The sequence below is a fragment of the Exiguobacterium sp. Leaf196 genome, assembly GCF_001423965.1.
Taxonomy (GTDB): Bacteria; Bacillota; Bacilli; order Exiguobacteriales; family Exiguobacteriaceae; genus Exiguobacterium_A.
In genome coordinates, this window is the sequence record NZ_LMPV01000007.1 from 32,655 (window position 1) to 46,450 (window position 13,796).

14 protein-coding genes and 1 riboswitch are annotated in these 13,796 nt (G+C 49.9%); of the genes, 1 reads left to right on the forward strand and 13 read right to left on the reverse strand.

All coding sequences use genetic code 11. The annotated features are described in order from the left end of the window. Positions 1 to 32 precede the first annotated feature (32 nt). The 13 genes from ASG02_RS09470 to ASG02_RS09530 all read right to left on the reverse strand — a co-directional run bounded on the left by ASG02_RS09470 (position 33) and on the right by ASG02_RS09530 (position 12,842). The gene (locus ASG02_RS09470; protein WP_035406001.1) at positions 33 to 698 is read right to left on the reverse strand and encodes a methionine ABC transporter permease; all 666 of its coding nucleotides are present in this window, start codon (positions 696 to 698) and stop codon (positions 33 to 35) included. Continuing rightward, positions 695 to 1,717 (reverse strand): methionine ABC transporter ATP-binding protein, encoded by a 1,023-nt coding sequence (locus ASG02_RS09475; protein ID WP_056062868.1) that lies wholly within the window; start codon positions 1,715 to 1,717, stop codon positions 695 to 697. The genes ASG02_RS09470 and ASG02_RS09475 overlap by 4 nt, the downstream gene beginning before the upstream one ends. Positions 1,718 to 1,795: 78 nt before the next feature. Further along, positions 1,796 to 1,900, reverse strand: a riboswitch (SAM riboswitch). 57 nt (positions 1,901 to 1,957) lie between these two features. Further along, the gene (locus tag ASG02_RS09480; protein ID WP_056062871.1) at positions 1,958 to 3,124 is read right to left on the reverse strand and encodes a bifunctional cystathionine gamma-lyase/homocysteine desulfhydrase; all 1,167 of its coding nucleotides are present in this window, start codon (positions 3,122 to 3,124) and stop codon (positions 1,958 to 1,960) included. Next, on the reverse strand, positions 3,117 to 4,040 hold the full coding sequence (locus tag ASG02_RS09485) for a PLP-dependent cysteine synthase family protein (RefSeq protein ID WP_035405994.1): 924 nt from the start codon (positions 4,038 to 4,040) through the stop codon (positions 3,117 to 3,119). The genes ASG02_RS09480 and ASG02_RS09485 overlap by 8 nt, the downstream gene beginning before the upstream one ends. Next, a complete protein-coding gene (locus ASG02_RS09490) occupies positions 4,037 to 4,501 on the reverse strand; it encodes an S-ribosylhomocysteine lyase (RefSeq protein ID WP_029342435.1) in 465 nt (154 codons plus the stop codon). Before ASG02_RS09490 ends, ASG02_RS09485 begins: the two co-directional genes overlap by 4 nt. 3 nt (positions 4,502 to 4,504) lie before the next feature. Next, positions 4,505 to 5,143 carry a class I SAM-dependent methyltransferase gene (locus tag ASG02_RS09495; RefSeq protein WP_035405992.1) on the reverse strand — a complete coding sequence of 213 codons (639 nt, stop codon included), beginning with the start codon at positions 5,141 to 5,143 and terminating at the stop codon, positions 4,505 to 4,507. Between the two features lie 539 nt (positions 5,144 to 5,682). After that, entirely contained in the window at positions 5,683 to 5,964 is a 282-nt protein-coding gene (locus ASG02_RS09500; protein ID WP_056062875.1) for a thioredoxin family protein, read from the reverse strand. Positions 5,965 to 6,062: 98 nt separating this feature from the next. Further along, complete coding sequence (gene gcvH, locus ASG02_RS09505) at positions 6,063 to 6,446, reverse strand: glycine cleavage system protein GcvH (RefSeq protein WP_056062877.1); 384 nt, start codon at positions 6,444 to 6,446, stop codon at positions 6,063 to 6,065. A 64-nt stretch (positions 6,447 to 6,510) separates the two neighbouring features. Further along, positions 6,511 to 6,873, reverse strand: coding sequence for an arsenate reductase family protein (locus ASG02_RS09510; protein WP_056063366.1), 363 nt, complete (start codon positions 6,871 to 6,873; stop codon positions 6,511 to 6,513). A 34-nt stretch (positions 6,874 to 6,907) separates the two neighbouring features. Beyond that, positions 6,908 to 7,360, reverse strand: a complete 453-nt coding sequence (locus ASG02_RS09515; RefSeq protein WP_056062880.1) for a DinB family protein — start codon at positions 7,358 to 7,360, stop codon at positions 6,908 to 6,910. Positions 7,361 to 7,435: 75 nt separating this feature from the next. Continuing rightward, positions 7,436 to 9,220, reverse strand: coding sequence for an acyl-CoA dehydrogenase family protein (locus ASG02_RS09520; RefSeq protein ID WP_056062884.1), 1,785 nt, complete (start codon positions 9,218 to 9,220; stop codon positions 7,436 to 7,438). After that, a complete protein-coding gene (locus ASG02_RS09525; protein ID WP_047393392.1) occupies positions 9,217 to 10,407 on the reverse strand; it encodes an acetyl-CoA C-acetyltransferase in 1,191 nt (396 codons plus the stop codon). Before ASG02_RS09525 ends, ASG02_RS09520 begins: the two co-directional genes overlap by 4 nt. 17 nt (positions 10,408 to 10,424) lie before the next feature. Continuing rightward, positions 10,425 to 12,842, reverse strand: a complete 2,418-nt coding sequence (locus tag ASG02_RS09530) for a 3-hydroxyacyl-CoA dehydrogenase/enoyl-CoA hydratase family protein (protein WP_056062886.1) — start codon at positions 12,840 to 12,842, stop codon at positions 10,425 to 10,427. Positions 12,843 to 13,025: 183 nt separating this feature from the next. Here ASG02_RS09530 and ASG02_RS09535 point away from each other — a divergent pair, with 183 nt between their 5' ends. Next, positions 13,026 to 13,673, forward strand: coding sequence for a class I SAM-dependent methyltransferase (locus tag ASG02_RS09535; protein ID WP_035405960.1), 648 nt, complete (start codon positions 13,026 to 13,028; stop codon positions 13,671 to 13,673). Positions 13,674 to 13,796 lie beyond the last annotated feature (123 nt).

Genomic DNA, 13,796 nt, shown 5'->3' on the forward strand with positions numbered 1-13,796 from the left:
GAATGATTCCTCCAATATGATTAAGATTCGAATTAACGTTTATCGATTGCTCGGATCAGCAAGTCACCGATGATTTGGATGACGAAGACGATCGCTAAGATTAAGAGTGTCGCAATGACGATGACATCGTTTTGAGAACGCTGGAATCCTTCGATGAAGGCCATGTCTCCGAGTCCACCTCCGCCGACTACTCCGGCCATTGCCGTGTAACCGACAAGTGCAACGAGTGTAACCGTGATACCCGAAACGATGGCAGGCAACGCTTCCGGGATTAAGACTTTATAGATGATTTGGAACTTCGTCGCGCCCATCGATTCAGCTGCCTCAATGACACCTTTATCGACTTCGCGTAAGGCAAGTTCAACCATCCGACCATAAAATGGTGCGGCTCCTAAAATCAGTGCCGGTAATGCTGCTGTTGGTCCGAGGAACGAACCGACGACTGCTTTCGTAAATGGAATCAATAAGATCAGTAAGATGATGAACGGAATCGAACGGAAGACGTTAACGATTAAGCTCAAGATCGAATAAAACGCCCGATTCTTGAACAACAACTCTTCGTTTGTCGCAAACAATAATAAACCAATGATCAAACCGAGAACGAATGTCGAAAGACCAGCGACTGCCGTCATATAGATCGTACTACCTGTCGCTTCCCACACCATGTCCCAGTCTAGGTTGTCAAAGAATGAAATCATCGGTGATCCACCTCCACTTCAACATCACTGGCTTGAAGCTTCGTAATGACCGCTTGTGTTGCTTCTGTTTCCCCGATCAACTGAATGAACAGTGTACCGAGTGCCCCTTCCTGTGATTGACCGACGTTTCCGCCGATGATATTGAACAGGACGGGTGAATCTTTCATGACTTCCGCAAGGATCGGGCTTTCCGCTGTCGATCCGACGAACGTCAATTGAACGATTTTTCCGGTTGGATACCGTTCGCGGAGTTTCGCAAACGTCAACTCGTTCTCCGATGGCGACGTCAATTGTTTGACGAATTCTTTCGTCATCGCTTGTTTCGGGTGACGGAAAACTTCTGCGACCGGTCCTTGCTCGACGATTTTACCGGCTTCCATGACGGCGACCCGGTGACAGATTTTTTGAATGACATGCATCTCGTGTGTGATCAAGACGATCGTCAGTTTTAGTTTCTGGTTGATATCGACGAGTAACTCAAGGATTGAGTCCGTTGTTTTCGGATCGAGTGCACTCGTTGCCTCGTCACATAAGAGAACGTCAGGGTTCGATGCGAGTGCCCGAGCGATACCGACACGTTGCTTTTGACCACCCGATAATTGCGACGGATAGGCTTTTTCACGTCCATCTAAACCAACGAGTTGAATCAGTTCCGCAACTCGTTCCTTACGGCGAGCCTTCGGGAAGCCACCGAGTTCGAGTGGGAACATGATGTTTTCTTCAACAGTCCGTGACCAGAGTAAGTTGAAGTGCTGGAAAACCATTGAGACATTCTTGCGGACGCCTCGTAATTCTTTTGGTTTCAGTGATGTCATTTCGACACCATCGATTTGAATCGAACCACTCGTTGGTGCTTCGAGCATATTCAACAATCGGATCAAGGTCGATTTCCCTGCTCCGGAATAACCGATTATTCCAAAAATTTCACCGCGTTCGATTGTCAGATCGACATTCGCGACGGCTTCGACCGCTCCGCGCTTTGAGCGATAAATCTTTCCTACGTCTTGTAAACGAATCACAACTGTCCCTCCTAAAATAAAAAAAGTGCGCGCGTTTTAGAGCAAACGCGCGCACTTTTCAGTACACAAAACCATTTGCTCTCATCTCCCAGACTTTTGTCTGCTGGAATTAGCACCACTTCGGATCAGATCCGCGGTTGCCGGGTTTCATCGGGCCAGTCCCTCCACCACTCTCGATAAGAGTTTCGGTATTAAGTTTGTAGAATATATTCTGAATATTAGCAGGGGTTATTTTTGTTGTCAAACAGTTTTTTCAGAAACTTTTTCGAGGAACGTGAAAGCACGTGTTAAGTCTTCTTTCAAATCTTCCGCATCCTCAAGTCCAACTGAAATCCGGACGAGACCGTCCGTGATGCCGAGTTCTGCCCGACGTTCTACTGGGATCGACGCGTGCGTCATCCGTGCCGGCACCGAAATCAGACTCTCGACGGCACCAAGACTCTCAGCAAGTGTGAAGAAGTGTGTCGCCTCGACGAGTTTTTCTGCGTTCGCTGCTGAACCGACATCAAAGCTGATCATCCCACCGAATCCAGTCGCTTGTTTCGCTTGGATGTCATGTCCAGGATGCGATGCCAGTCCTGGGTAGAAGATGTTCGAGACGATGTCTTGTGCTTGTAAGAACGCAACGAGATCATGCGCTGTCTCTTCGATCGCATCCATCCGGATACCGAGCGTACGTAGACCACGGACGAGCAAGAAGCTGTCTTGCGGTCCAAGCACGCCGCCTGTCGAGTTTTGGATGAAGTGAAGCTCTTCGCCAAGCGCATCATCTTTGACGACGACAAGTCCAGCGACGACGTCCGAGTGTCCGCCGATGTATTTCGTTGCACTGTGTAAGACGATGTCAGCACCAAGTGCGAGTGGTTGTTGATGGTATGGAGTCGCGAACGTGTTGTCGACGACGAGTTTAAGATCGTGACGTTTGGCAATCGTTGCGATGGCTGTGATGTCTGTTACTTTCAACAACGGGTTCGTCGGTGTTTCGACGTAGACAATCTTCGTGTTGTCCTGGATCGCTGCTTCCGTTGCCGCGAGGTCCGTCGTATCGACGAATGTCACTTGGATGTTGAACTTCGGTAAGACGCGTTGCATCAAGCGGAACGTACCACCGTAGACGTCATCCGTCATGACGATGTGGTCGCCAGACTCAAGCAAGTGGAAGACGGCATGAATCGCTGCCATCCCAGAACCGAATGCAAAACCACGTGCGCCACCTTCAAGATCCGCAATCAATCGTTCGATGCTCGTCCGTGTCGGGTTCGCTGTCCGTGAGTATTCGTATCCGTCCTTGAGTTGACCGATTTTATCCTGCTTGTATGTGCTTGTTTGATAGATCGGAGGTGTGACGGCTCCTGTTGCCCGGTCGACACCTGTTCCTCCATGAATCAATGCTGTCTTCTTACGCATGAGTTTCGTCCACCTTTTCAAAGATTTGTTGGCTTAAGTAGCGTTCGGCACTGTCTGCGAAGACGGTGACGATCGTACTGCCGGGGTGACGCTTTGCGATATCAAGCGCAGCAACGAGCGCTGCACCTGCTGAACTACCAACGAGCAATCCTTCGCGAGCAGCGAGTGTATGAACCGCGTCAAATGCATCGCGGTCAGAAATCGTATGAATCTCGTCGACGAGTTCACGCGGAACGAGACTTGGCCATTTTGCTGTCCCAATGCCTTCTGTCTTGTGCGGACCCGCTGGACCACCATTTAAGACGGAGCCTTCCGGTTCAACGATTGCTGCTTTTGTACCGAGACGTTGTTTTAAGAAGTCCGCTGTTCCGGCGAACGTACCACCTGAACCACAACCGGCAACGAACCAGTCGATGTGCGGCAAGTCCGCCATCAGCTCAGGACCGAGTGTCCGCTGATACGTGACTGGGTTCTCTTCGTTTTCGAATTGTAACGGAACGTAACTGTTCGGAATTTCCTGACCGAGTTCTTTTGCCCGGTCGATTGCCCCTTGCATATCGAGTTCAGTCGGCGTGTTGACGACGGTTGCGCCGAGTGCCCGCATCAACGTCTGCTTTTCCTGACTGAATTTTTCCGGAACGACACAGATGACTTGAAGATCATATTTTTTAGCGGCAAGCGCCAAGCCGATGCCGGTATTCCCGGCTGTCGGCTCGATGATCGTACCGCCTGGTGTCACATGTCCGTTTTCGATTGCTGCATCAACGAGTTGAATGCCAAGGCGGTCTTTGACGCTGCCCCCAGGGTTCATCCATTCGAGCTTCGCCAAAATGCGCGTACCAGCAGGCAAATCGAATGAAGTGATCTCGTAGAGTGGTGTGTTTCCGACGAGGTCGCGGACGTTGTTCGCGATCATCCGAAGACGATGTCCCATTCATCACGACCGGCAAGCATTTTCTCGGCATAGTGCTTCGCTCCTTTGAGGTCATGTGCGCTTGCAAATCCACATTGGACTTCGTTTTGCGCTGGAATCTCTTCTGCTGCGAGGACGTCATTCAACGTCTTCTCAACGAGTTCGCTCATTTTTTCGACCGAGTCGAAGTTCATCATCGCCATGTAGAAACCTGTTTGGCATCCCATTGGCGAGACATCGATGACATCATCCGAGTAGTTGCGGATGTTTTCAGCAAGTAAATGCTCGAGTGTGTGCATCGCACGCATTGGCATTTGCTCAACGTTTGGTTGTGTGAAACGAATATCGTATTTGACGACTTGGTCGACTTTACCTTCTTTATAACCCGCGACGCGGATATAAGGTGCTTTGACTTTCGTGTGATCTAAGTTAAAGCTTTCGACGTTCATTTTTTGAAGTGCCATGATTTATTCCCCCATTTTCTCGGCTTCTACGAGCCAGACGAAGTGATTGTATTGTATAAATTTAACAGTGAATCCCCGTGCTGTAAACAATTCTTCCATGACTGGAATCAACGGGTAGAACTCGCGTTCGAGATCTTCCGCTAACGCATCGAACCCTTGAGCACGTGCTTCGCGGATCGTTTGCAGGCGTGCCTCTTCTGAGACGAACATCGTATCCGCGTAGACGATTTTTCCGTCTTTCGGTAAATGCGACGCCATCAGATCGATTGCTTCTCCCTTTTCCTCATCCGTTAGATGATGAAACGCATAAGTGGAGACGAAACTGCTTGCTTCCTTCGCTTCGAACGAGAGGAAGTGACCATCCTGTACATCAAGCGACGGAATCTTTTCCGTCAGAATCGCCCGCATTTCCGGACTTGGTTCGACGGCGAGTACGGCGTCGTGACGTGCCAGAAGACGTTGTGTCAGGTTCCCTGTGCCTGCTCCGAATTCAATGACCGGCGACTGCGCTTTATCCGCTACTGTATCCAAAATCTCATCGTATCGACGAAAAACCTCTTTATACTCCGGATCGTGCCCGGTTACTGTCTCGTCATACGTCGATGCCCATTCTGTGAAAACATCCATAAAACGTACTGTCATGCCTTGTCGTCCTCCATCTCACCAGTTAATTCCGAGTAATCGGATATGAATTAAAGTAATTTTCCTTATTCGCATTGTAGCAAGGAGATGCTATCCTGGCAAGCGACCGGCTCGAAAAACTTCCAGAAAACAAAAAAAAGGCGTTGCCGGCGAACCGACAACACGAATAATGTGGTTAGAAATGCTACGAAGGAAAACCCAGCTCCATTCGGAATTGTTCGCTCTTCCGCGTGGAGGACGGCGCCTGTTCGACATGATCGCCAGCTTACGTTCACTTCTTGATCAGTCCTTTCGATCCACCACCTATCTATTGCACCGCTTCGTCTTTGGGGGACGACTTAAGGGGAAACAATACACTAGCTTAGGATGGGAGAAAGGGTTCAAGACTTGAAGCGTATTGAACGATCACCTCTGCTAGACTTCCTATAATGCATTTCTAGAAGTTGTTATGAATATACCATTCATATTTCCGCGTTGTCAACGGATTATTGTAAATATTCGGACAATTTAACAAAAAGAAAAATCCAGTCGGACTTTTCTTACCGTTCTTGACAGAATGCAAAGACGTTTTGGACGGACTGGAAAGCATAAAGTCGCTCTACGACTTGGTTTTCTTCAATTCGCAACAACGCGGGAACACTCATGACACGGGCTTCTTCTAAGAAATCCGGGATGAAATTCCCATTCGCCTTTTGAATTGATTGACCTGATTCCGTCGCTTCGACGATATCAAGCATGCGCTCAGCGATGGCGCATGTCCCGCACATCGGTGCATAGACATACAATAACCCGTTTTTTGGAACGGTCGTGACCTCTTGCATCGGGGTCGCTCCTTTCTTCGTGGTATCTGTCGTCAGTATACAAAAAAAAGAGAGCGGACGAAACGCAAGCGCCTCGTTCACTCTCTTTTCGTTAAGTATTACTCGTTGATCATCGATTTGTATGCTGCAGCATCCATCAAGGCTTCGACTTGTGAAGCATCTTCGAGTTCGATGTCGACCATCCAAGCGCCTTCAAATGGTGACTCGTTAACGAGTTCTGGGGAATCCGAAAGGTTTTCGTTGATGGCAACGACTTTACCAGAAATCGGTGCATATAATTCCGAGACCGTCTTGACCGACTCGACTGAACCGAATGGCTCGTTTGCTGAGATTGTATCCCCGACTTCAGGCAATTCGACGAAGACGATATCCCCGAGTTCGTGTTGCGCGAAATCCGTGATTCCGATGCGCGCTTTGTTTCCTGATACTTCGACCCATTCATGTTCTTCCGAATAGCGTAAGTTGTCTTTTACTTGACTCATTTCCGATTCCCCCTGTGGACTAATTTGGACTAACGTGTTCAGTATACCAAAATCGCCTCTGAACTTAATACCATTTTCCTTGATACAATTCTTCTTTGAAGCCAATCGTGACGTCTTTCCCGTCGGTAACGATTGGACGTTTCAGCAACATGCCGTCACTTGCAAGCAACTTGTATTGCTCGTCTTCTGATAACTCAGGGAGTTTGTCCTTGATGCCTTGCGAACGATACGATTGACCGCTCGTGTTGAAGAACTTCTTCAATGGCTCCCCACTTTTTTGGTGGAGTTCCTGAATCGTTGCAGCAGATGGTGTCTCCTCGACGATATGTTTGTAATCGACTTCGACACCATGTTGTTCGAGTGCTTTTTTTGCTTTGACGCACGTACTACATTTCGGGTAGCCGTACATCGTGACTGTTGTTGTCATGTTCATCACCTCACTTCCAAGAGTAGCAGATGGATCACTTCTGCTTCAAGCGTGCGAGCGCCCCGTCGATCTGATCTTGATGATGGGCGTCATGGGCGACGAACGACTCGACGAATTCTTGCGGTCGGAAATTCTCATAGGTCGCCGCAAATTGCTCATCAGACAGACGATTGAGGTGATCGACGATATCACGCCGGACACTGATCGCTTTCTTCAGTAAGCCAAGCGGATCGATATGATGCGCATACTCGACCGCCAATCGATTGAACTGATCGAAATCCGTCTCGACCAGTGTCAGCGGTTCGTCCGGTAACTTCGAAATGGCATGATCATAATAAAACCGGTCCCATAAATAGAGGTGGCTGACACATTCCAGGACGGTCCACTTGTTAAGGGCAAGCGGCAGATTCCATTCTTCTGGCGACAAACGTTCAAGGGATTGATAGTAGGCAATCGCAAATTGCAGTTCAACCAATTCTTGGCGCATCTCGTTTTCCCTCCTCAACCAAAAACTTCGCCTTTACAGAGATTTTCCCTGCAAAGGCGAAGCGGTAAACCTGACTTAGACCGTATATTTGTTTGATTCGATGAGGCGTTTTGCGATGTCGCGTTTCGTACCGATGACGTTGATCGGCTGATAACGGCTGAATTTTTTGAGTGCCGAGAGCAACATCCGGAGTTCGTCGCCGCTTGCTGCCGCGTAGAGAGTCTCTTTCGCGTCACGCTCGACAGCTTCGAATGCTTGTTGCGCGAAGACTTCCGTATAACGGACTTTCAGTTCGCTCTTCTCGATGCCTTTATCGGCAATCGCTTTGTCCGTCCGGACGATCGCTGACTCAAGCGCATAGATTGCACTCATGATGTCGGCTGTGTTCGCTAAGATCTCTTGCTCGCCTTGGAGTTTGTCCTGGTATTTCTGGACCGCTGTTCCGGCAGTCAACAAGAAGATTTTCTTCATCATCGCGAGTAAGTGACGTTCGCGATCGAGTGGCGCTGTTCCGATGTCAGTCGGCATGAAGCTCATCACTTCTTGTTGCAGACGCTGTGCTTCCGCAAGCAATGGTAACTCGCCTTTCATCGCTTTCTTCAACAATGTTCCTGGTACGAGAAGACGGTTGATTTCGTTCGTTCCTTCGAAGATCCGGTTGATCCGTGAATCACGGTACATGTTCTCGACTTCATATTCTGCCATGAAGCCGTAACCACCGTGGATCTGGACCGCTTCGTCGATGACATAATCAAATGTTTCCGAAGCAAAGACTTTGTTCATCGAGCATTCAATCGCGTACTCCGCGATCGCATCAGCGATTTTCTTACCGTCTTTGCTCTCTTCTTCTGATAACTGATCGAGGCTGTCTTGGAACAGTCCACCTGTCCGGTAGACTGAGCTTTCCATCGCATACGTCTGCGCTGCCATCGTCGCGAGTTTTTCTTGAATCAATGGGAACGAGCTGATTGGTGTCTTGAACTGCTTGCGTTCGTTCGAGTACTGGACTGCGAGATCAATCGCCCGTTTTGACGAACCGACAGCACCAACAGCTAATTTATAACGACCGACGTTCAAGATGTTGAAGGCGATGACGTGACCGCGTCCGATCTCACCAAGGACGTTATCGACTGGTACTTCTGCATCTTGTAAGATCAGCGTCCGTGTCGATGATCCTTTGATTCCCATCTTCTGTTCCTCGACGCCTGTCGAGACGCCTGGATACGATCCTTCGACGAGGAAGGCTGTGAACTTGTCACCGTCGATTTTTGCGTAGACGACGAACAAGCTTGCGAAACCAGCGTTCGTGATCCATTGTTTTTCACCGTTCAAGATATAGTGCGTGCCGGCTTCATTCAAGACAGCCGTCGTTTTGGCACCGAGAGCGTCCGAACCAGAGCCTGGCTCCGTCAACGCGTACGAAGCGATCCACTCCCCTGAAGCGAGTTTTGGCAAGTATTTCTGCTTTTGCTCTTCGTTACCGAAGAAGACGATCGGCAACGAACCGATTCCGACGTGTGCGCCGTAGCTGAGGGCGAATGAACGGCCACGCGCGAACTTCTCCGTGATGATCGAAGACGAGATCTTATCCATCTGATAGCCGCCGTATGCTTCCGGAACGTCTGCGCCGAGTAAACCAAGCTCGCCTGCTTCACGGAGGAGACCGACCGACAGTTCAAACTCGTGTTTTTCGATCCGGTCCAGGACAGGAACGACACGATCTTCGACGAACTTCGCTGTCATATCACCGACCATTTTGTGTTCTTCTGAGAAATCCTCTGGTGTGAAGAGACGTTCTGGTGCTAACTCATCTAATACAAAACTGCCACCTTTGATTAATTCGTTTGTCGTTTGGCTCATTGTCCTGTTCCTCCTTCAACTAGTTCGAATACACCTGCTGCGCCCATTCCGCCACCGATACACATCGAGACGACACCATACTGGACATTCCGGCGTTTCATTTCATGCAAGAGCGTTAATGTCAGTTTCGTTCCTGTACAGCCGAGTGGGTGACCGAGGGCGATTGCTCCACCGTTGACGTTGACGATGTCTTCATTTAGTCCAAGCTCGCGGATGACACCGAGCGACTGCGAAGCGAACGCTTCGTTCAACTCGATCAAACCGACATCCTCAAGCGTGATGCCTGCGAGTTCGAGTGCCTTTGGAATCGCGACGACGGGTCCGATACCCATCACTTCCGGACGGACACCACCGACAGCGAACGATTTGAACTTGCCAAGAATCGGTAAGCCTTGGCGTTCTGCCTCTTCCCGTTCCATGACGAGGACGGCAGCCGCACCATCTGACGTCTGTGAAGAGTTCCCTGCTGTGACGCTACCGCCGAGGCGGAACGCTGGGCGAAGTTTTGCAAGACCTTCAGGTGACGAATCCGGACGAACGCCTTCATCGTGCTCGACGACGAATGTCTTCTCTTCGATTTTCAGTTCATCATTGACGAATTGTTCCGTCACCGTTACCGGGACGATTTCGTCAGCAAACTTACCAGCTGCGATTGCTGCCGCTGCCTTTTGGTGACTCTTCAAGGCAAACGCATCTTGATCTTCCCGTGAGACATTGTAGGTCGCAGCGACTTGCTCCGCTGTATGCCCCATGCTCATATAGTATTCCGGTGCCGTGTCGACGATCGACGGATTAGGTCGGACGACGTGACCTGGCATCGGAACTTGACTCATCGATTCGAGTCCACCGGCGACGACGGCTGTTGCTTGCCCCGTCATGATCTTCATTGCCGCGTCAGCGATTGATTGTAGACCACTTGAACAATACCGGTTGATCGTGATTGCCGGTACCTCGTGTGATAAACCACCGAGGACCGAAGCGTAACGAGCGATGTTCATGCCTTGTTCCGCTTCCGGCAAGGCACATCCGAGGATGACGTCATCGACCGCTCCCGTGTAACCAGACCGTTTCAATGTTTCCTGGATGGCGATGCCTGCTAATTCATCCGAGCGCATCGACTTGAATGCGCCCTTTTTTGCTTTTCCGACCGGTGTCCGTGCACCGGCGACGATTACTGCTTCCTTCATCCGAATCCCCCCAGTCCTCAGTTACGAAGCGGCTTGCCTTTGACGAGCATGTGCTGCATCCGTTGTTGTGTCTTCATCTCACCGATTAGGCTCAAGAATGCTTCCCGTTCGATGTCGAGCATATATTGTTCATCGACGTGGCTACCGAAGGCGACGTTCCCACCGGCGATGACGTGTGCGAGTTTACTTGCGATTTTCAAGTCGTGTTCTGAGATATAACCACCGTAGAACATTTCTCGTGTAGCGAGTTCAAGCGTCGCTTTCCCCGCACGACCGACGACTGGAATCTTCGCTTTCGCGGGTGCCGTATATCCAGTCCGGTCGAGTTCGAGGACGAGTTGTTTTGCATCATACGTCAAGTGATCGCGGTTCATCGAGATCTGATCGATGGAGCGGACATATCCGAGTTCCCGCGCTTCAAAGGCTGATTTTGAGACTTTTGCCATCGCGACGTTTTCGAATGTCTTTTGCGCCGCTTTCTCGATGTTGACGAGTCCGTCCGGTGTGTTTTCTAACAGTCGACGGTACGTGTTGACGTTTCCGCCGCCTCCTGGAATCAGACCGACACCCACTTCGACGAGACCCATGTATGTTTCAAGACCAGCTTGCAGGCGAGCTGCCGGAAGCGAGATCTCGGTACCGCCACCAAGCGTCATTCCTTGTGGTGCAGCGACGATCGGACGCGATGCATAGCGAATCTTTTGAATCGATTGTTGGAATTTGTTGATGATCCAGTCGAGTTCGAACCAGTTCTCATCTTCTGCTTCCATCAGCATCATTGCTAGGTTCGCTCCGACACAGAAGTTCTTGCCATCGTTTGCGATGACGAGACCACGGTGGTTTTTCTCAACTAAATCGACTGACTGTTCAATCATCTGCATGATGTCGACGCCGATCGCGTTGCTCTTCGATGTGAACTCAAGGACTGCGACATCGTCGCCGATATCAAGCAAGCGTGCCCCGTTGTTCTCAAGTAAGACACCGTTTGACTTCCGGACATCACGGAGGCGGATTTCCTTCGGATTGACCGTTGCTCCGACATAGTCTTTCGTTGCAACGTCATAATGACGACCGGACGCATCATAGAAACTCGTTTTTCCTGCTGCGAGCATCTCATCGACCCATTCCGGTACTTCGTAACCGCCTTGTTTCATCTTCGCGACCGTTTTCTCGACGCCAAGTGCATCCCATGTCTCGAACGGTCCCATCTTCCAGCCGAAGCCCCATTTCATTGCTTCGTCGATCGCTTTGATGTCGTCTGCGATCTCGCCTGTCAGTTGTGCCGAATAGAGCAAGGTTTTCGCGTGGATTGGCCAGAGTAACGCGCCGACACGATCTTGTGCGAAGACGACGGCCTTCAGTTTATTTTTTGCGCCCGGAAGTGCTTTGGCTTGTCCGACTGACGGTTCAGTAAGCGCTTTCTTTTCAACGTACTCAAATGTCTCAAGATCGAGTTCAAGGATCTGTTTTCCGACTTTCTTATAGAATCCTTGCCCCGTCTTTGCACCGAGCGACCCTTGTTCGACAAGGCGACGCATCTCAGTCGGAACTGCGAACGTCTCCTTCTCTTCGCCTTCTGGCAACAAGTCATAGACGTTGTTTGCAACATGAACGAACGTGTCGATGCCGACGACGTCGAGTGTCCGGAACGTCGCTGACCCTGGGCGACCAAGTAGTGGACCTGTGACCGAATCGACCTCCCCGATCGAATAGCCACCTTTTTTCATCTCATCCATCGTCACGAGGAGACCGTATGTCCCGATCCGGTTGCCGATGAAGTTCGGTGTGTCCTTCGCAATGACGACACCTTTCCCGAGTCGTTCTTCTGCGAATTGTTTCATAAAGTCGACGACACTTGGATCCGTGTCTGACGTCGGAATCAACTCAAGCAACTTCAGATAACGTGGTGGGTTAAAGAAGTGTGTCCCGAGGAAACGACGGTTGAACGATTCCGAGCGCCCTTCGCGCATCGCTTCAATCGAGATGCCGGATGTGTTCGAGCTGACGATTGCGTCTTCCCGAATGAACGGTTCGATCGTTGCGAACAATTGCTGTTTGACATCGAGTCGTTCGACGACGACTTCAACGATCCAGTCCGCTTCTTTCAGACGCTCTAAGTCGTCTTCTAAGTTTCCGACCTCGATGAAATCGATCAATTTCTTTGATGCCAGTGGTGCTGGGTTTTGTTTCAAGAGTTTTTCGCGGTTATCGCGCGCGATGCGGGAACGAACGCGCGGATCACTCAGCGTCAAGCCCTGCTTCTCTTCTTGTGCCGTAAGTTCTTTTGGTACGATATCAAGCATCAATGTCCGTATGCCAGCATTCGCAAGATGTGCCGCGATGCCTGCACCCATCACCCCTGAACCGATGATGACGGCGAATTGGATGTGTTTCGTCAACTGGATTGTGGTCGGCTGACCGATTTGACTCGCCATGATATACCCCCTGATTTTAAATTGAATGAACAACCATTCATTATACTGACAAAAAAAGAAGCCGAACGACTTTGGTGTGCTTCTTCTACATCTTCATCATAAATGAATAATGATTCAGTAGCAATAAAAAATCAGTCAATGGACAAATTTTCCTGTTAGACTGTTAAAAAGGAGTGATTGAAAATGAGTCAAACCGAGCATGTATGGAATCAAAAAGCCGCTGACTGGGCGGAGCGCGCTGATGATATGTGGACGAACGGTAGCCGCAAAACCGTTTTACCGTTCTTACGAAAAATGATCACCGGTGGTCGGTTGCTTGATCTCGGTTGTGGCGATGGTGCCGCCTGTCGACTACTGACACCGGACTTTCAGACAGTCGGACTCGATGTCTCAGATGCGATGATTCGAATTGCGCGTGAGAAATCACCCGAGCAGACGTTCATCGTCGGAACGGGCGAAGCGTTACCGTTCGCTGATCATGCATTTGACGTCGTTCTTGCCGTCAACTCACTCGAATGGTCGACACGTCCCGTTCAAGTACTGCAAGAAATCGAACGCGTTGCCCCACTTGTCGTCATCAGTCTACTTGGTCCGACAGCCGCTCCGCGTCAACTTGCTTACCGTCGTCTCTATGGCGAAGAAGTCGCGATGGGAAATACGATGATGCCGTGGGAATTGCTGCAGCTAGCAAAAGAGCGCGGCTGGACGTTGCTCGATGAAGCAGTCATCCAAAAGGAAGGAGCCGTCATGACGGGGCACCAGTTACTTGATCAAGCACATGCTTTCTCGTGTTTATTTGCTTTTCAGACGACGGCTGTGAGGGAGCGATAAATATGTCACACAGTACCTTTTATACGTCTATATTAATAGCTTTATGTATTGTTTTTTTATTTTACATTGATGCTCTCGATGTTCTAGAAAGATGGCAATTCTTCCTACTCTTTATTGGTCTCT

What these genes read in the sequence shown, in the direction of transcription:
- ASG02_RS09530 (WP_056062886.1), bottom strand. Translation starts at nt 12,842, where the DNA reads ATGGCGAGTCAAATCGGTCAGCCGACCACAATCCAGTTGACGAAACAC.
- gcvH (WP_056062877.1), bottom strand. Translation starts at nt 6,446, where the DNA reads ATGAGTCAAGTAAAAGACAACTTACGCTATTCGGAAGAACATGAATGG.
- ASG02_RS09480 (WP_056062871.1), bottom strand. Translation starts at nt 3,124, where the DNA reads ATGCGTAAGAAGACAGCATTGATTCATGGAGGAACAGGTGTCGACCGG.
- ASG02_RS09525 (WP_047393392.1), bottom strand. Translation starts at nt 10,407, where the DNA reads ATGAAGGAAGCAGTAATCGTCGCCGGTGCACGGACACCGGTCGGAAAA.
- ASG02_RS09495 (WP_035405992.1), bottom strand. Translation starts at nt 5,143, where the DNA reads ATGACAGTACGTTTTATGGATGTTTTCACAGAATGGGCATCGACGTAT.
- ASG02_RS09485 (WP_035405994.1), bottom strand. Translation starts at nt 4,040, where the DNA reads ATGATCGCGAACAACGTCCGCGACCTCGTCGGAAACACACCACTCTAC.
- ASG02_RS09470 (WP_035406001.1), bottom strand. Translation starts at nt 698, where the DNA reads ATGATTTCATTCTTTGACAACCTAGACTGGGACATGGTGTGGGAAGCG.
- ASG02_RS09510 (WP_056063366.1), bottom strand. Translation starts at nt 6,873, where the DNA reads ATGACAACAACAGTCACGATGTACGGCTACCCGAAATGTAGTACGTGC.
- ASG02_RS09500 (WP_056062875.1), bottom strand. Translation starts at nt 5,964, where the DNA reads ATGCAAGAGGTCACGACCGTTCCAAAAAACGGGTTATTGTATGTCTAT.
- ASG02_RS09490 (WP_029342435.1), bottom strand. Translation starts at nt 4,501, where the DNA reads ATGGCACTTCAAAAAATGAACGTCGAAAGCTTTAACTTAGATCACACG.
- ASG02_RS09515 (WP_056062880.1), bottom strand. Translation starts at nt 7,360, where the DNA reads ATGCGCCAAGAATTGGTTGAACTGCAATTTGCGATTGCCTACTATCAA.
- ASG02_RS09520 (WP_056062884.1), bottom strand. Translation starts at nt 9,220, where the DNA reads ATGAGCCAAACGACAAACGAATTAATCAAAGGTGGCAGTTTTGTATTA.
- ASG02_RS09535 (WP_035405960.1), top strand. Translation starts at nt 13,026, where the DNA reads ATGAGTCAAACCGAGCATGTATGGAATCAAAAAGCCGCTGACTGGGCG.